Source organism: Winogradskyella flava, from assembly GCF_014243395.1.
Taxonomy (GTDB): domain Bacteria; phylum Bacteroidota; class Bacteroidia; order Flavobacteriales; family Flavobacteriaceae; genus Winogradskyella; species Winogradskyella flava.
Window position 1 is genome coordinate 61,487 of record NZ_JACLCP010000005.1, and the last position, 17,861, is coordinate 79,347.

The 17,861-nt window shown below is 35.6% G+C and carries 15 protein-coding genes; 11 read left to right on the top strand and 4 right to left on the bottom strand.

The genetic code is table 11. The features are described from left to right. Positions 1-9: 9 nt before the first annotated feature. From H7F21_RS14520 to H7F21_RS14555, 8 genes are all read left to right on the top strand, one after another. Positions 10-1,296, top strand: coding sequence for a glycoside hydrolase family 17 protein (locus H7F21_RS14520; protein ID WP_185790032.1), 1,287 nt, complete (start codon positions 10-12; stop codon positions 1,294-1,296). Between the two features lie 13 nt (positions 1,297-1,309). Then, complete coding sequence (locus H7F21_RS14525) at positions 1,310-2,803, top strand: glycoside hydrolase family 30 protein (RefSeq protein ID WP_185790033.1); 1,494 nt, start codon at positions 1,310-1,312, stop codon at positions 2,801-2,803. Between the two features lie 41 nt (positions 2,804-2,844). After that, a complete protein-coding gene (locus H7F21_RS14530; RefSeq protein WP_185790034.1) occupies positions 2,845-4,410 on the top strand; it encodes an MFS transporter in 1,566 nt (521 codons plus the stop codon). 24 nt (positions 4,411-4,434) lie between these two features. Further along, positions 4,435-5,352, top strand: coding sequence for a glycoside hydrolase family 17 protein (locus H7F21_RS14535; RefSeq protein ID WP_185790035.1), 918 nt, complete (start codon positions 4,435-4,437; stop codon positions 5,350-5,352). Positions 5,353-5,369: 17 nt separating this feature from the next. Then, positions 5,370-6,260: a glycoside hydrolase family 17 protein gene (locus H7F21_RS14540; protein WP_185790036.1), complete on the top strand. Its 891-nt coding sequence runs from the start codon at positions 5,370-5,372 to the stop codon at positions 6,258-6,260. Positions 6,261-6,530: 270 nt separating this feature from the next. After that, positions 6,531-7,823, top strand: a complete 1,293-nt coding sequence (locus tag H7F21_RS14545) for a T9SS type A sorting domain-containing protein (protein WP_185790037.1) — start codon at positions 6,531-6,533, stop codon at positions 7,821-7,823. Between the two features lie 100 nt (positions 7,824-7,923). Further along, positions 7,924-10,041: a thioredoxin domain-containing protein gene (locus H7F21_RS14550; RefSeq protein WP_185790038.1), complete on the top strand. Its 2,118-nt coding sequence runs from the start codon at positions 7,924-7,926 to the stop codon at positions 10,039-10,041. A gap of 7 nt (positions 10,042-10,048) precedes the next feature. After that, positions 10,049-11,047: a LacI family DNA-binding transcriptional regulator gene (locus tag H7F21_RS14555; protein WP_185790039.1), complete on the top strand. Its 999-nt coding sequence runs from the start codon at positions 10,049-10,051 to the stop codon at positions 11,045-11,047. Between the two features lie 60 nt (positions 11,048-11,107). On the opposite strand, the gene H7F21_RS14560 is transcribed toward H7F21_RS14555, so the two are convergent. Together H7F21_RS14560 and H7F21_RS14565 are read right to left on the bottom strand one after the other, a co-directional pair. After that, entirely contained in the window at positions 11,108-11,488 is a 381-nt protein-coding gene (locus H7F21_RS14560; RefSeq protein ID WP_185790040.1) for a hypothetical protein, read from the bottom strand. A gap of 97 nt (positions 11,489-11,585) precedes the next feature. After that, positions 11,586-12,821, bottom strand: a complete 1,236-nt coding sequence (locus tag H7F21_RS14565; RefSeq protein WP_246431498.1) for a 3-deoxy-D-manno-octulosonic acid transferase — start codon at positions 12,819-12,821, stop codon at positions 11,586-11,588. Between the two features lie 121 nt (positions 12,822-12,942). Between H7F21_RS14565 and H7F21_RS14570 the strand changes: the two genes are divergently transcribed. Genes H7F21_RS14570 through H7F21_RS14580 form a run of 3 tightly spaced genes read left to right on the top strand, consistent with a single transcriptional unit; the run spans position 12,943 to position 16,410 of the window. Continuing rightward, positions 12,943-14,103: a DegT/DnrJ/EryC1/StrS family aminotransferase gene (locus tag H7F21_RS14570; protein ID WP_185790041.1), complete on the top strand. Its 1,161-nt coding sequence runs from the start codon at positions 12,943-12,945 to the stop codon at positions 14,101-14,103. Between the two features lie 4 nt (positions 14,104-14,107). Next, on the top strand, positions 14,108-15,127 hold the full coding sequence (galE, locus tag H7F21_RS14575) for a UDP-glucose 4-epimerase GalE (protein WP_185790042.1): 1,020 nt from the start codon (positions 14,108-14,110) through the stop codon (positions 15,125-15,127). A 5-nt stretch (positions 15,128-15,132) separates the two neighbouring features. Continuing rightward, the gene (locus tag H7F21_RS14580) at positions 15,133-16,410 is read left to right on the top strand and encodes a metal-dependent hydrolase family protein (protein WP_185790043.1); all 1,278 of its coding nucleotides are present in this window, start codon (positions 15,133-15,135) and stop codon (positions 16,408-16,410) included. A gap of 20 nt (positions 16,411-16,430) precedes the next feature. Here H7F21_RS14580 and lspA read toward each other — a convergent pair whose 3' ends face one another. Beyond that, positions 16,431-16,925, bottom strand: a complete 495-nt coding sequence (gene lspA / locus H7F21_RS14585) for a signal peptidase II (RefSeq protein ID WP_221892488.1) — start codon at positions 16,923-16,925, stop codon at positions 16,431-16,433. 11 nt (positions 16,926-16,936) lie between these two features. Then, positions 16,937-17,830, bottom strand: a complete 894-nt coding sequence (gene fabD, locus H7F21_RS14590) for an ACP S-malonyltransferase (RefSeq protein WP_185790044.1) — start codon at positions 17,828-17,830, stop codon at positions 16,937-16,939. Positions 17,831-17,861: the final 31 nt, after the last annotated feature.

Genomic DNA, 17,861 nt, shown 5'->3' on the forward strand with positions numbered 1-17,861 from the left:
AGATTAAAAATGAAATTGAGTAAATACATATTAATAACTATGATTATTTCAATATTCATTTGGTCATGTAAAGATTCCCCTAAATTGAAAGAACAAGAACAAACCGAACGTCAATTATCAGCAAAGGATATTTTGGGCAATCCGAAGTATTTGGCTATGTCTTATGGAGGCTATAGAAATGTCGATCATGATATAGAACCAACAATAGAAGAACTTAAAGAAGACATGAAACTATTGTCTGCAATGGGTGTTGGAATAATTCGTACCTATAAAGTGTATTTACCTCATGCTTCCAATGTGTTAAAGGCCATTTCAGAATTAAAGAAAGAGGATCCTGATTTTGAAATGTACGTTATGCTAGGTGCATGGATAAGTTGTAAAAATGCATTTTCAGATCAAGAGCCTATTCATAATGAAGAGAGTGAAGCTAATGCCACTGAAATTGATAAAGCTGTCTCTTTGGCTAATCAATATCCAGATATCGTTAAGGTTATCGCTGTTGGTAACGAAGCTATGGTAAAGTGGCAAGCGCAATATTATGTAGAGCCAGGTATTATTCTAAAGTGGGTAAACCATCTTCAAAACTTTAAGACTCAAGGAAAGTTGCCAAAGGATTTATGGATTACCAGCTCAGATAATTTTGCATCTTGGGGAGGTGGAGAAGACCAGTATCATGTTGAAGATTTAAACAGCTTAATAAGAGCCGTAGACTTTATATCTATGCATACCTACCCAATGCATGACACGCATTACAATCCGGCGTTTTGGTATGCTCCAGAACATGAGAACGAATTATCAAGCATAGAAAAGATTGATGCTGCAATGAATCGTTCCTTAGACTATTCAAAAGCACAATACAAAGGCGTGTTCAATTATATGAAAAGTATAGGTGCTGATAAACCAATCCATATTGGAGAAACAGGTTGGGCAACACTATCAAATAGTTTCTATGGTCCAAAGGGCTCTAAAGCTACAGACGAATATAAAGAGGCTAAATTCTATGATTTGATTAGAGATTATACAAATGAAAATAGAATAGCTTGTTTCTATTTTGAAGGTTTTGATGAGCCTTGGAAAGATGCAAACAACCCGGAAGGTTCGGAGAATCATTTTGGACTCTTTACAGTTGATGGTAAGGCGAAATTCGCACTTTGGGATATGGTCGATAAAGGCGTTTTTAAGGGATTGACAAGAAATGGAAAACCAATTAAAAAAACGTACTCTGGTGATAAGGAAGCCTTGATGAAAGATGTTTTGGTTCCACCAACTGAAGAAGAAATGCTAGTACATAAATAGAATTTATAATATCATGAAAGTCATTCGATATAGTTCAATCTTATTTTTAGTCTTTATGCTTATGAGCTGTGCTGAAAAACAAGAGCAATTAGAGGTGCAGGTTTATGAAACATCTGCCAGTGGTAATAAGTTGACACCCATTAAAGATTTTTCAGTTTCAGAAAATGCTTCAAAAATTGTTTTAAATCCGGAGAAAGAATATCAGACAATAACTGGTTTTGGAGGTGCATTTACAGAAGCTTCAGCATATTTATTAAATAAATTAAGTAAAGAGAATCGTACAAAAATTATTAATGCTTATTTCAGTTCAGAAGGAGCTAATTATTCCCTAACCAGAACACATATGAATTCTTGTGATTTTTCGGTAAGCAATTATTCTTACACTCCAGTTGTAGGCGATAAAAATCTTGAACATTTCACAATTGAAGAGGATAAAGATGATCTCATCCCGTTTATAAAAGATGCCATGGCAGCATCTGCGGATGGATTTAAAATTTTTGGTTCGCCTTGGACGGCAGCCCCTTGGATGAAAGACAATAATAAATGGGTTGGCGGTAAATTATTGCCTGAATATTATGATGCTTGGGCTTTGTTTTTCTCTAAATATGTAGACGCCTACAAAGCAGAAGGCATCGATATTTGGGGATTCACAGTGGAGAATGAACCATTAGGAAATGGTAACAACTGGGAAAGTATGCACTATTCTCCTGATGAAATGACCAACTTTGTAGTCAATCATTTGGGACCAAAACTTGAAGCGGACGGAAAAGGTGACCTTAAAATTTTGGGTTATGACCAAAACAGGGAGCATTTAAAGGAATGGGTAGATTCTCAGTATAAAAATGATGAAACTTCTAAGTACTTTGATGGTACAGCTATTCATTGGTATGCGAGTACGTTTGAAGTGTTTCCAGAAGAACTACAGTATGCTCACAATAAAGCGCCTAACAAACTTTTAATTCAGTCGGAGGCATGTGTAGATGCGGAGACTCCTGTTTGGAAAGACGATGCATGGTATTTTAAAAAAGAAGCTACCGATTGGGGATTTACTTGGGCACCAGAAAAAGACAAACATTTACATCCAAAATATGCACCCGTAAATCGTTATGCTAGAGATATCATAGGTTGTTTGAACAACTGGGTTGATGGATGGGTAGATTGGAATATGGTACTTGATACAAAAGGTGGTCCAAATTGGTTCAAAAACTGGTGCATTGCTCCTGTAATTGTAGACCCAGACAAGGATGAAGTGTATTTTACACCATTATACTATACTATGGCACATTTTAGTAAGTACATACGTCCTGATGCCAAAGTCATTGATATAAAGAATACAGATGAAGCCTTAATGGTTACAGCAGCCAAAAATCCAGATGGATCTATTGCTGTAGTGGTTTTTAATGAAGGCGATACAGCCAAGAATTTCGATTTAAGTCTTAATGACAAAACAATACAAATTAAAATAAGTGAGAAAGCACTTCAAACTATTTTAATACCTAAGCCCTAAGAAAGCTTTCGGATATATAACTAACTAAATACTAATAAGATATGTCGCAAGTAAAAACAGCAGCAAAAGATAAGGTCCCAATTGGCCAAAAATCAGCATTTGGAGCTGGTCATTTTATATTAAATATATTACCTGGTACACTTGGGGTTTTTATCCAATTCTTCCTTTTAACTGCTTGGGGAGTTGATCCATTATGGGCTGGACTTTTAGGAGGTTTACCTAGGATTTTTGATTCAATTACCGACCCAATAATGGGTTTTATATCGGACAATACTAAATCTAAATGGGGACGACGAAGACCTTACATTTTTGTCGGCGCAATTATAAGTGGAATTTTGTTCTTTTTAATGTGGCAAATCGATGATGATGCATCACAGTCATATATAATTTGGCATGTTATGGTACTCCAGTTATTATTCCTTATTGGTAACACCATGTTTGCTACTCCTCTAGTTGGTTTAGGTTACGAAATGACCTCAGATTATAATGAGCGTACTCGTTTAATGGCATTCTCAAACACCATGGGGCAAATTGCGTGGATGATAGTGCCTTGGTTGTATGTTATTATCCCTGATACAAATACTTTCAATACACAGACAGAAGGTGTAAGAACTATGGCTCTTATCGTTGGTGCTATGTGTATAGTGTTTGGAATTCTGCCAGCATTGTTTTGTAAGGGTATTGACTCTTCCCATATGGAGAATAGAAAAGAAATTAATTTTAAGAGTCTCGCCGCGAATATGAAAGAGTTATGGGCAGGAATTCTACAAGTTTCAAAAAATAAACCGTTTATGAAGTTGTGTGGAGCAACATTCTTGGTTTTTAATGGGTTTCAATTAGTAGCAGCATTTGGCGTCTTTATTATAGTATTCTACATGTATAGTGGGAGTTATGAAATGGCAGGTACTTGGCCAGCTTGGTTTAACACGATTAATGCAATTATTACAGCTTTTATAGTAATTCCTATTATCTCTAAGATGGCAAACAAATGGGGTAAGAAGAAGGCTTTTATAATATCTACTGTTCTATCAATAGTAGGTTATATTTTAAAATGGTGGGGATTTGATAAGGATTTAAATAGTCAATTTAATCAAACAGGCTTAGGTAAAAGTTTAAATTCAGGAGTAAATTCAATTTTTGAGAGTTTAAATCCAGTTCTTGATAGTATTGGAATGTCTTGGTTTAGTATTGATCCTGGAACTGAAGTACCTTGGTTAATATTTGCTCCAATTCCACTATTTGCTTTTGGAATGGGCGGGTTATTTACTTTGATGATGTCCATGACAGCGGATGTTTGTGATTTAGATGAACTAGAAAACGGTATGCCTAGAAAAGAAGGTACGTTTGGTGCTATTTATTGGTTGATGGTTAAAATCGGTCAATCAATAGCTCTTGTTTTAGGTGGACTTATCCTAAGTATTGTTGGATTTGATCCTAACATTACTGAACAATCAATAGAAACAATGAATAATCTAAGAATAGCAGATATCATAGTACCTTCGTTAACAGCTGCATTGGCAGTATGGGTAATGTGGAAATATAACTTAAACGAAGAAAGAGCTAGAGAGATAAAGGCTGAGCTTGTTGAGCGACGCGGAGAATTATAGATTGAGAAAAACAAAAACTAAAAAATGTCCTATAGAGAAGAATCATATTTTAAAACGACAGGTTATAGCCAAATAACAACCGAAGGTATTGACCTGTCAACATATAGTTTAGACGAATTAAAGGCGCTATGGCAGCAAACCTTGGAGAGTGGTATGCACGGTATTTGTTTTAGTATGTATGAAGATGGTCAAAGACCAGGAGATACTATCACAGAGCAACAAGTAGAACGTCGTGTAAAACTACTTAAGCCTTATTCGAAATGGATACGATCATTTTCTTGTATTGAGGGGAACGAACATGTTGCAAGGTTATCTAAAAAGCATGGTGTTAAAACCTTAGTTGGTGCTTGGTTGGGAGACGATAAAGATGATAACGAACAAGAGATTGAAGGTCTAATTCAGTTGGCCAAAGAAGGTTGTGTGGATGTTGCAGCGGTCGGAAATGAAGTATTATATCGCAACGATTTGAGTTTAGAGGAACTAGTGGATTATATACGACGTGTCAAAGAAGCACTTTCAGGAATGAATATTCCTGTTGGTTATGTAGATGCTTATTATGAATTTTCTCGCCATCCGATCCTAGTGGAGCAGACGGATGTGATATTGGCAAATTTATATCCGTATTGGGAAGGGTGTCCAATTGAATATGCTTTAGGTCATATGCAGGCTATGTATGGTCAGGTAGTCGATGCGGCTCAAGGAAAGCCAATTATTATTACGGAAACAGGATGGCCTAGTCAAGGTGGTGGTCATAAAGGTGCTGTAGCAGGCGAAGAAGCGTCAATGAAGTATTTTATAGATGCTATGCGTTGGACTAAAGAAAATGATATTCCAATCTTTTACTTCTCATCGTTTGATGAGTCCTGGAAAGTTGGACCAGAAGGTGAAGTAGGTGCCTATTGGGGACTTTGGGATAAGCATGAGAAACTCAAATACAGTTAGAATATTCGCATCAGTTTATGTCTTTTAGAGAAGAGAAATTTTTTGCATTGGCCTCCATGGATTATAAGGGTAAGTCTATTGAAGACTTAAGAAATCTATTCAAAGAAGTATTGGATTCTGGCATGCATGGTTTATGTTCTAGTCCTTATGAAGAAGGGCAAGAGCCAGGAGACCAATTATCTGAGGAGCAAGTGCGGCGAAGATTGGAAATAGTAAAGCCCTATACCAAGTGGATTCGTTCTTTTTCCTGTACAGATGGTAATGAATTTATACCTAAGATTGCCAAGGATATGGGAATGCAAACCTTAGTTGGTGCTTGGTTAGGGGATGATCCTGAAATCAACAAAAAAGAATTGGAAAGCTTAATCAGTTTATGTCATCAAGGTGCTGTGGATATTGCTGCCGTAGGTAACGAAGTCATGTATAGAGGGGATTTAAGTGAAGACGAGCTTTTAGATAAACTTTACTACGTGAAAGACTCGATTAAGAACTTGAATATTCCTGTCGGGTATGTTGATGCGTACTATGAGTTTCAAGAGCGTCCGGCCATCACTGATGCCTGCGACGTTATTTTGGCTAATTGTTATCCGTTTTGGGAAGGCTGTGATTTAGATTATTCTCTGCTTTACATGAAAGATATGTACAACAAGGCCTTACGAGCTGGTAATGGTAAAAAAGTAATCATTACAGAAACGGGATGGCCAAGCGAAGGCACAAGTTTACAAGGTGCATTTCCAACAGAAGAAAATGCGATCAAGTATTTTATCAATACACAGAAATGGTCTCAAGAAGAAGATATAGAAATTTTCTATTTTTCGTCATTTGATGAGTCCTGGAAAGTGGGAGGAGAAGGCGATGTTGGTGCTTTTTGGGGACTTTGGGATAAAGTTGAAAAATTAAAGTATTAACATTTTCGCAAAAAAGATATGGCAATAACACAACAATACCCATACATAAAAGACTATTAGGGAATACGAGTGTATAGGGTATATCACCTGAACTCCCTTTATTTGAAGGCGTTTGGCTGGATATCTTTTAGAAAATAATTTTTAAGAGCATGTATGTTTTTTGTTAAGGTAATATTGTGAAAAATTCAATATTTTATATATAATTTTAAGAAAACCACAATTTTGAAAATCAATAATTGTGAATATAAACAATAACTAAAAATAACGATTATGAAAAAAATTACTTTTTTGTGTTTAACACTAATTTTCACAACCTTTGGTTTCGCCCAATCCTTACCTCTCGATTTCGAAGTTGCGGAAGACGATGCCTTTGGAGGTTTTAACGGTACAGCGGCAAGCGTTGTTACGGACCCTACAGATGCTGGAAACCAGGTATTAGAAATGATAGGTGCTGGTGTTGATTTTGACGGAGCAGCCATTAATTTAGATACTTATGTTGATTTATCCGATGATAATAACAACACAATTACTTTAGATATCTGGGCCCCAGATGCAACAACGCGTACTCACCTATTAAAATTAGAGGGAGGATCTTCTGGTGCAACAGAGCTATTTTTTGATACCAACGTTGCTGGTTGGCAAACGGTAAGTGTTGACTTTGGAGCAGGACTAGGCAACGAATATCCTGTTCTCGTGATTTTCACGGACTCAGGAGCAGGGAATACAGCTACAGGTACTTATTATATAGATGACATTGATGGTCCAAATGGTGCAGTTATTGCTCCAGATCCAGAGCCATCTACAGCTGCACCTGTACCAAATGCACCTGATGGGGAAGTATATAGTATCTATAACGACACTAATAGTTATTCAACTATCTTTCCTGTAGCCTACGCTTTTGGAACCTCACAAGGAGATGTAGATTTAGATCCTACCGCAGGAGTTAACAATGCGTTGAAAATGAATTTTACTGTAGCTGGATGGGGACAAGGTGAAGGTGGTCCAGACGATATATCGGCTTACGACTTTGTGTCATTTGATTATTGGGCGTCTTCAGGAACACCAGGGTTTAGATTTGTCTTAATTGATAATGATGGTGGTGTTCAAGAATTCAACTATGAAGTAGGTACAAATGAAGCTGTTGTTAATGAGGTTTGGACAAAAGTAGAAATTCCAATGACCTATTTTACTGGACAAGGCTTTTCCGAGGCTAATCTGTTTCAATGGAAAGTTGATCCATTTATGCAATCCGTTGCCCAAGGTGGAATCGTATTTTTTGATAATATAATTTTTACAGTGAACAGTAGTTTATCTACAAATGACTTTGAATTATCTGAAATTAGTATTTCTCCAAATCCATCAAGTGAATTTTGGAACGTCAAAACAGATAGTGAAAGCATTGTAAGCATTCAAGTTTTTGATATTTTAGGAAAACAAGTACTAAGTCTAAGCCCTAATTCAACTGAAGTAGCTATCGATGCTTCAGGTTTAAATGACGGTATTTACATGGCTAAAATCAGTGGAATTAACGGTTCTAAAACTATTAAGTTAATAAAGAATTAGATTATAACATCTTAATGATTTTTAAAAGCGTGTTTATATTTAAGCACGCTTTTTTATTAGATACATAGTGAAATATTTTAATTTTACTAAAAAGAATACAATGACAAATAAGGCAGTCTATTATATCACTCTAATGATTTTTCTTTTGGGCTGCTCTCAAAGTAATACATCCATTTCTAAGAGTGAAGGAAAGAAATCCAACGCTTTAATCAATGAAACCAGCCCTTATTTATTACAACATGCTTATAATCCTGTAGATTGGAAAGCTTGGAATGATGACGCGCTTCAATTAGCAAAAGATCAAAATAAGTTAATAGTAATTTCAGTAGGTTATTCAGCTTGCCATTGGTGTCATGTTATGGAAGAAGAGAGTTTTGAAAATGATTCTGTGGCCAAATTGATGAATGATAATTTTATTAATATTAAAGTAGATAGAGAAGAGCGACCCGATATTGATCAGATATATATGAATGCGGTTCAACTAATGACAGGAAGTGGAGGATGGCCTTTAAATTGTATTACCTTACCTGATGGTAGACCAGTTTTTGGAGGTACTTACTTCACCAAAGCACAATGGATAAAGATTCTAAAGGATATGTCTAGTTTGTATCAAAAAGATCCAAAAAAAGTTATTTCTTTTGCAGAGAAACTCACTGAAGGTGTAAGAAATTCAGATTTAATTACTGTAAAAAAAGAACGCGTAGATTTTGATACCGAATTATTAGGAGTAGCTGTTAAAGAATTTACTAAATCTTTAGATTTTAAAGATGGTGGGCAAAAGGGATCTCCCAAATTCCCATCTTCAAGTCATCTGGATTTTTTACTGCGCTATAGCTTTCAAACCAATAATGATCAACTAAAGGATTATGTGGTTACTACTTTGACTAAAATGGCAAATGGCGGTATTTACGATCAAATAGAAGGAGGCTTTTCTAGGTACTCAGTTGATGACAAATGGCATATTCCGCATTTTGAAAAAATGCTTTATGATAATGCGCAATTAGTAAGTTTGTATTCAAAAGCTTATCAACTCACGAAAAACATTGATTTTAAGGAGATTGTGGAGGAAACGCTAAACTTTGTAGATTCGGAATTTTTAACAAAAGAAGGCGCATTTTTTTCTTCTTTAGATGCCGATAGTGAAAACTCACAAGGTGAGCTTGAAGAAGGCGTATATTATACTTGGACACAGGATGAACTGCAATCTTTACTTGGTGATGATTTCGAGTTATTTAAAGATTATTACAACATCAATGCTAAAGGGAAATGGGAAAACGATTTATATGTTTTATATAGAACGGCTAACGATTCAATATTTACGGAAGCTCATGATTTAAGTTTCGAAAATTTTGATGCCAAAAAAGAAAGTTGGAAACAAAAACTTATGGCAGTCAGATATAAAAGGCATAAACCAAAGCTAGACGATAAGGTTCTAACATCATGGAATGCATTAATGCTAAAAGCGTATATAGACGCTTTTAATGCTATTGGTAGTAAAGCTTACCTTAAAAAAGCTACGGATAATGCCAATTTTATTATCAATAATCAATTGTCTAGTGATGGCGCATTATACCATAGCTATAAGAATGGTAAAAGCACTATTGATGGATTTTCTGAGGATTATGCGCATGTGATATCAGCATTTATAGAACTTTACCAAACTACTTTAAATGAAAAATGGCTGGATTCATCTAAAGTATTGCTGGATTACACAATAGAAAACTTTTTAAATAAGGAAAGTAGTATGTTCTACTTTACTTCAGATAGTTCTACTAATTTAATTACTAGAAAAACTGAGGTTTATGACAACGTAATTCCATCTTCAAATTCCGTTTTGGCAGAGAACTTATTTAAGCTGGGACATTACTATTCAGACAAAACGTATTTGAAATTGGGCAATCAAATGCTTAAGAATGTAAATGATGAGATGCTAGAAATTCCATCGGTTTATACCAACTGGATGTCTTTATATTTAAATTATTCAAATCCATATTATGAAGTTGCCATTTCTGGAAAAGATGCGAATACTAAATTGAAAGCGCTTAAAACGTACTATATACCAAATATTCTTATTTCAGGAGCAACAACTGAGAGCACCCTACCTTTACTTAAAAATAAATTTATCGAAGATAAAACCTTAATTTACGTCTGTGTAAATGGAACTTGTAAATTACCTGTTGATTCAGTAAATAAGGCTTTAAGTCAGATTCTTAAATAGAAACAACATGACAACACTAAAAGAATTAGCAAAACTTCTGAATATTTCAGTTTCTACCGTTTCTAAGGCGTTAAACGATAGTCATGAAATTAGTGAGAACACTAAGAAAAGAGTTTATGAGTTAGCAGAAAAACTCAATTATAAACCAAATAGAATTGCTCAGCAACTGAAGACAAATAAGACGAAAACAATAGGCGTAATACTTCCTACCGTTACTAATCCCTTTTTTGCAGAAGTATTACATGGTATCGAAACAGCAGCTACTAGTAGCGACTATGATATTATAGTTTGTCTTTCTAACGAATCTTTAGGAAAAGAATTACGTAGCTTGGAGTTGCTATCTAACGGGAGTGTTGATGGTTTTATTATGGCCGTTGCAAGAGAGAGTCAAGTTGAGGAAGAATCAGGACATATTAAGTCTGTAATTGATAACAAAATTCCGGTATTAATGTTTGATAGAGTGGTCAATGAGATTATTTGCGATAAAGTTATTGTTGATGATTTTCAATCTGTTTATGAAGCTACTGAGTATTTAATAAAAAAGGAGAAAAGAAAAAATATCCTTCTGGTAAGTAATATAGAAGAATTGAGTGTTGGTAAACTTAGAACTAAAGGTTATCGGAAAGCTTTGGAAGAAGCCAATCTACAACCAAATATATTGAAATTAGATAATGTAGAAGATGTTGAAGATAAGATATATGAATATCTAAAGGATAATGGAAAGACAGATGCCATCATATCCATAGACCATATTACAGGGGTCATTGCCATAAACATGGCTAAAAAACTTGGGAAATCCATTCCAAGAGACTTATCTGTTATAGGATTTGGATATGAGCATACACATCTGTTATCCAGCCCAAAAATTTCTATTATCCATCAAAAAGCTTTTGAAATTGGCGAAATGTCTGTGACCCTTTTAATAGACAACTTAAACACAGAAAATCATACACTACAAACAATTGTTGTGCCTAGTGAACTTAAATTCAGTGAATCTACTATTTAGATGTAGGATATAAAAAAAGCCTGATAAAATCAGGCTTTTCTATTTTTTAAAGGGCTTTTCTTAATTTCCTTTTACTTTATCAGCAGCTTTATCTACCGCATCTTTACCAGCTTCTTTTGCTTTATCTACAGCATCACCTGCCGCTTCTTTAGCATCATTAGCCATGTCTTTTGCGCCTTCTTTTACGTTATCTACAGCATCACCTGCCGCATCTACAGCACCATCAACTGCGTCTCCTGCAGCATCAGCAGCATCACTTGCAGCATCCTTAACGCTATCTACAGCATCACCTGCAGCGTCTGCAGCGTCATCCATAGCATCACCCGCAGCATCTGCAGCATCTTCTACTGCATCTTCTGCCTTTTCTTTTGTGTCTCTACAAGAATTTAATGATAAGCCTAAAAATGCAACTAAGGCTAAACTTAATACAACTTTTTTCATTTTAATAGTTTTAGTGTTAATTGTTGTTAATGCACTAAAATAACAAATTCAATGAAACTTTAACAAAATTTCAAGACTTATTAGTCGTGCAACATGTTTATATACGAATATAGTCTAGGATCTGGATGACGGCACCTTGATTTTCTTTAATAAAGGCTTCATTAATGCTTCCTTGTTCTTTTCTGAAAGTAATATCAGTTATCAAAGTATTTATCGTAGATTCAAAATCCATGGAACTTGAAACGCTCTTTATACCATTTAAGTCTATCAGGGTTTTGGCTTCAGGAAATTTATCATAATTTTCACCAATAATTATTGGAACACCAAAAACTGCAGGTTCTAAAACATTGTGTAGACCCGTTCTTCCAGCGGCACCTCCTACATAGGCAATATCGGCATAACTATATACTTTACTCAAATAACCAATAGTGTCTAAAATAAATACGTTGTATTGCGACAGGTCTTTATCATTCATCTCTGAGTAGCTTATTGTTTTCACTCTAAGTTGAGACTTTAGTGAAGCTATATAAGCAGACTTTATATTATGAGGCGCAATAATAAATTTGCTTTCCCGATTAGAGTAATCGTTTATAAAGTTTAAATATAATTTGTCATCATCAGGCCAAGTGCTACCAAAAACGACACATGTTTTATCTTTTTTAAAAGCCTCAATAAACGAAATAGTATTATTTGTGTTTAATTGATTTAATACACGATCGAAGCGTGTATCACCAGAAACTGAAACCGTACTATATCCTGTTTTTTTAAGAAGTGCTGCAGAATTCTCATCTTGTGTAAAAATATGATTGAACGCAAATAGTGATGAAGTCATAAAACCACCGTACCATTTAAAAAAGCTTTGAGAATTCCTAAAAACAGCTGAAATAAGAATGGCTTTTGAGGTTCTCTTTTTTATTTCAGATAGAAAATTTGGCCAGATTTCATATTTCACAAAAATGATGTAGTCTGGATTTACAATGTCAAGAAAGTTTTTGGCATTTGGTTTAGTGTCCATTGGAAGATAAACGACAACATCGGCAATTTTTGTGTTTTGTCTTACCTCATAACCTGATGGCGAAAAAAAGGATAATACAACTTTATGATTTGGGTATTTGCTTTTTAAAGCTTCAAAAACGGGTAGCCCCTGTTCGTATTCTCCTAGTGATGCGCAGTGAAACCAAAACGTCCTGTCATTTGAACTTAAGGCATTTTTAAGCTTTGAGAACGTCTCACTTCTCCCAACGACACCCATTTTCAATTTTGAATTAAAAAGCGCCAAAAGTTTAATAACAAAACCAGCAATGTAAATTCCTATGGAATAAAGTAGTGCCAAACAAAAAGATTTATGCTAAAATACATTTCTTTCAATTAATTGCATTGGCATAGCGAGGACAATTTCGTATTTTCGCTTTGTACCTTGGTATTAAAGGTTTTTATAAACTAGAATCTTCAGAATGAAAAAAATTCAAATGGTTGACCTTCAAGGTCAATATGCAAAAATCAAGGCTGATGTAGATCCTTCACTTCAAGAAGTAATAGATAGTGCAGCTTTTATAAATGGACCAAAAGTTCATCAATTCCAAAAGAATTTGGAGAATTATTTAGGTGTAAAGCATGTTATTCCGTGCGCCAATGGAACGGATGCTCTACAAATTGCAATGATGGGTTTGGGACTAGAGCCAGGTGATGAGGTTATTACCGCAGATTTTACCTTTGCCGCAACAGTTGAAGTCATTGCTCTACTTCAGTTGACTCCTGTTTTAGTAGATGTAGACCCTGTGACTTTCAACATTGATGTAGATGCTATTGAAAAAGCAATTACACCAAAAACAAAAGCTATTGTTCCAGTTCATTTATTTGGACTAGCTGCAGATATGGATGCTATAATGGATTTAGCTAAAAAACATAATTTGTATGTCATTGAGGATAATGCCCAAGGTATTGGTGCTGACTATACACATAGAGATGGTACTAAAACCAAAACAGGCGCTATAGGACATGTAGCCTCAACATCTTTTTTTCCGTCGAAGAATTTAGGTTGTTATGGTGATGGTGGAGCCATTTTCACAAACGACGATGCTTTAGCACATATTATTAGAGGTATTGTTAATCATGGGATGTACAAGCGCTATCACCACGATGTGGTTGGTGTCAATTCGAGATTAGATTCTATGCAGGCAGCAGTATTAGATGCCAAGCTTCCTCATTTAGATAGTTATAATTTGGCAAGACGAAATGCGGCAAGAAAATATACGGAAGCGTTTAAAAATCATCCAAAAATTGTAACACCAAGTGGCAGAACAACTTGTCAAGGTATCTGCGATACTTGCGATTGTCATGTATTTCACCAATATACATTGAATTTAAAAGATGTGGACCGCGATGCACTAGTAGCACATCTCCAGGAAAATAATATTCCTTGTGGCGTTTATTACCCGATTCCACTACATCTACAGAAAGCATATAAAGATGACCGCTATAATGAAGATGATTTTACGATTACAAATCAATTAGTACAATCTGTAATTTCATTACCTATGCATACGGAATTAGATGATGAGCAGATTAAGTTCATTACATCTACCGTTCTTAATTTTATAAATGGTAATTCTTAGTGAAATGAAAGTATTAGTTACAGGTGGTTTAGGTTTTATTGGTTCTCACACTGTTGTAGAACTGCAAAGTAAAGGGTTTGAAGTTGTAATTATAGATGACTTAAGCAATTCTTCTATAGATGTTTTGGATGGAATTACAGAAATTACAGGTATTAGACCACATTTTGAAAGATTAGACCTGAAAGTGAAGAAGGGTGTTAAGGAATTCTTCAACAAGCATAGTGATATTTCTGGAGTTATACACTTTGCGGCTAGTAAAGCCGTGGGTGAAAGTGTAAATAATCCATTATTGTATTATGAAAACAATATTAATACACTAGTCTATGTATTGCAGGAGCTAAGTGGTTTAGAGCATCAAAACTTTATTTTTAGCTCATCTTGTACCGTTTACGGTCAAGCAGATGAATTGCCTATTACAGAAAATGCACCTGTAAAGCCAGCGGAGTCACCTTATGGAAATACTAAGCAAATTGGAGAAGAGATCATTAGTGACACTTGCAAGGTTAATGATAAACTTAAAAGTATTGCATTGCGCTACTTTAATCCAATTGGAGCACATCCCTCAGCTAAAATTGGGGAATTACCTATAGGAGTGCCACAAAATTTAGTACCCTATATAACACAGACTGCAATTGGATTGCGAGAAGAGTTGTCTGTTTTTGGAGGTGATTATTCAACTCCAGATGGAACTTGTATAAGAGATTACATTCATGTAGTAGATTTGGCAAAAGCCCATGTCATAGCTCTACAGCGCTTGCTTGACAATAAAAATGAATCTAATTCCGAGGTTTTCAATTTAGGTACTGGTAAAGGTAGTTCTGTATTGGATGCTATTAAATCTTTTGAAAAAGTTTCGGGTAAAAAACTAAACTATAAAATTGTAGGCAGACGGGCTGGAGATATTACTGCTGCATATGCTGATACCAATAAGGCCAATAGTGTTTTGGGTTGGAAAACAGAATTAACGCTCGATGATGCTATGTCCTCTGCATGGAAATGGGAACAAAAAATCAGAAATAAATAAAAAGGATGAAAACATTATTTAGAATATTATTGTTATTGGTTTCCATAACGATGACAGCTCAGAGTACCTATTTGCATTGTGGTCAGTTAATTGATACTAAATCTGGAAAAGTATTAATTGAAAAGACAGTTATTATTTCGGGAAATAAAATTACTGCTGTACAAAATGGCTACACAAACCCAAAAAATTCTGAAGATACCGTCATAGACCTAAAGGCAAAAACCGTAATGCCTGGATTGATTGATATGCATGTGCATATTGAAAGTGAAACGAATCCTAAAAAATATCTGGAAGCTTACACACAAAACGATGCTGATGTTGCATTTGGTTCTGTGAAATATGCAGAAATAACATTGATGAGCGGTTTTACAACCGTCAGGGATTTAGGAGGTTCTGGAGTAAATGTTTCGCTTAGAAATGCCATCAATGCTGGTAAGATAGATGGCCCTAGAATCTTTACTGCAGAAAAAGCATTGGCAACAACTGGTGGTCATGCAGATCCAACTAATGGAGCAAAGAAAAGCCTAATAGGTAATCCAGGTCCAAAAGAAGGTGTTGTAAATGGCGTTGAGGATGCTAAAAAAGCGGTAAGACAGCGCTATAAAAATGGCGCAGACTTAATTAAAATAACAGCAACTGGAGGTGTTTTGAGCGTTGCGAAGAGTGGTCAAAACCCGCAATTTACTGTAGAGGAAATAAAAGCTATTTGTGAAACAGCCAAGGATTATGGATTTCATGTCGCTGCCCATGCTCATGGAGATGAAGGTATGCAACGTGCCATTTTAGGAGGTGTAAAAACCATAGAGCACGGTACGTTAATGAGCGCAGAAACTATGGAGCTTATGAAAAAACACGACGTATATTTAGTTCCAACAATTAGTGCTGGGAAGTTTGTTTCCGAAAAGGCACAAATTAAGGGTTACTATCCAGAAATCATTGTGCCTAAGGCCTTAGATATTGGTCCTAAAATTCAGGATATGTTTGGTAGAGCATACAAGTCAGGAGTTGGTATTGCTTTTGGTACTGATGCTGCTGTGTTTTATCATGGGGATAACGGAAAGGAATTTGGCTACATGGTAGAAGCTGGTATGCCAGCTATTGAAACCATACAAAGCGCTACAGTAACGAATGCGATGATTCTAAAAATGGATGACCAGCTTGGTCAGATTAAAACAGGTTACTTAGCCGATATTATTGCTGTAGATGAAGACCCTACAAAAAATATTTCTACAATGGAAAATGTCACTTTTGTAATGAAAAATGGTGTAATTTACAAAAACTAGAAATAAATAATCGTGTTAAACTAAGAAGCGGTAGCTTTTTCCTTTTTACTAAGGATACCACTAAACAGTAAGATAATCATTCCCGTAGTCACAGAAAGGTCGGCTACATTAAAGATACCTGTTTTAAATACGCCTCCCAGATTGATAAAAAAGAAGTCAGTCACTTCTCCTCTAGTTATGCGATCAAATACATTCGCAATTCCGCCACCAATAATACAGCAGAAAGCTATAAGACTTAGTCGATCTAGTTCTTTGTTTTTTATAATATAATAGATAACATACCCCAAAACAAGCGTCGGTAGAATCAATAAAAGAATGAGTTTTAACGTAGCATTCATGTCACTTCCCATACCCAAGAATGCACCTTTATTTTCTACATACTGCATGATGAATTTATCACCGATCAGATTCTTGATTTCGCCATATTCAAAATTAGCACGTACCCACATTTTAGAAATTTGATCAATGGCAATATTAAATACGATAAGTAGTGTAATAAATAGGTTTCTCTTCAAAATGATAGGATTTAGGCGTTAGTTTCAAAAGTTGCTGAGGCTGTTTCTGCTTCTCTGTGTATTTTTTTCACCAGACCTTGTAGTACCTTGCCTGGTCCAACTTCTGTAAAATGTATTGCACCATCTGCGATCATTTGTTGTACAGATTGTGTCCAGCGTACTGGTGTCGTCAGTTGAGAAATTAAGTTAGCTTTGATTTCGTTTTCATCGGTAATTGCGGAGGCAGTGACATTCTGATAAATAGGACAATTAGGTTTGTTAAACGTTGTATTTTCAATAGCAGCAGCCAACTCTTCTCGAGCAGGTTCCATCAATGGAGAATGGAAAGCACCACCAACAGGCAAGACTAGCGCACGTCTTGCACCTTCTTCTTTAAGCGCTTCACAAGCCTTATTAACAGCTTCAACTTCACCAGATATGACTAACTGCCCTGGGCAATTATAATTTGCGGCAACCACAACACCGTCTGTCATGGCACATATTTTTTCAACCACATCATCATCTAATCCTAAAACTGCAGCCATTGTGCTTGGTTGCAATTCGCACGCTTTTTGCATGGCTTGCGCGCGTTGGGAAACTAATTTCAATCCATCTTCAAAAGTTAAGGCACCTGCAGCAACTAGTGCAGAAAATTCTCCAAGAGAATGTCCAGCAACCATATCTGGCTTAAAGCGCTCACCTAAAGTTTTAGCTAAAATCACAGAGTGTAAAAAGATGGCTGGTTGCGTCACTTTGGTTTCCTTTAAGTCTTCTGCAGAACCCTCAAACATGATATCAGTAATATGAAATCCTAAAATATCATTAGCGTTTTCAAATAACTCTTGCGCAAAAGGTGAATTTTCATAGAGGTCTAAACCCATTCCTGAAAATTGAGCACCTTGCCCTGGAAATATATATGCATTCATAGTTGTGTCAAATTTATTCCTGCAAAAATAG

Coding starts and splice junctions, on each gene's coding strand:
- H7F21_RS14520 (WP_185790032.1), top strand. CDS start 10: ATGAAATTGAGTAAATACATATTAATAACTATGATTATTTCAATATTC.
- H7F21_RS14525 (WP_185790033.1), top strand. CDS start 1,310: ATGAAAGTCATTCGATATAGTTCAATCTTATTTTTAGTCTTTATGCTT.
- H7F21_RS14530 (WP_185790034.1), top strand. CDS start 2,845: ATGTCGCAAGTAAAAACAGCAGCAAAAGATAAGGTCCCAATTGGCCAA.
- H7F21_RS14535 (WP_185790035.1), top strand. CDS start 4,435: ATGTCCTATAGAGAAGAATCATATTTTAAAACGACAGGTTATAGCCAA.
- H7F21_RS14540 (WP_185790036.1), top strand. CDS start 5,370: ATGTCTTTTAGAGAAGAGAAATTTTTTGCATTGGCCTCCATGGATTAT.
- H7F21_RS14545 (WP_185790037.1), top strand. CDS start 6,531: ATGAAAAAAATTACTTTTTTGTGTTTAACACTAATTTTCACAACCTTT.
- H7F21_RS14550 (WP_185790038.1), top strand. CDS start 7,924: ATGACAAATAAGGCAGTCTATTATATCACTCTAATGATTTTTCTTTTG.
- H7F21_RS14555 (WP_185790039.1), top strand. CDS start 10,049: ATGACAACACTAAAAGAATTAGCAAAACTTCTGAATATTTCAGTTTCT.
- H7F21_RS14560 (WP_185790040.1), bottom strand. CDS start 11,488: ATGAAAAAAGTTGTATTAAGTTTAGCCTTAGTTGCATTTTTAGGCTTA.
- H7F21_RS14570 (WP_185790041.1), top strand. CDS start 12,943: ATGAAAAAAATTCAAATGGTTGACCTTCAAGGTCAATATGCAAAAATC.
- galE (WP_185790042.1), top strand. CDS start 14,108: ATGAAAGTATTAGTTACAGGTGGTTTAGGTTTTATTGGTTCTCACACT.
- H7F21_RS14580 (WP_185790043.1), top strand. CDS start 15,133: ATGAAAACATTATTTAGAATATTATTGTTATTGGTTTCCATAACGATG.
- fabD (WP_185790044.1), bottom strand. CDS start 17,830: ATGAATGCATATATATTTCCAGGGCAAGGTGCTCAATTTTCAGGAATG.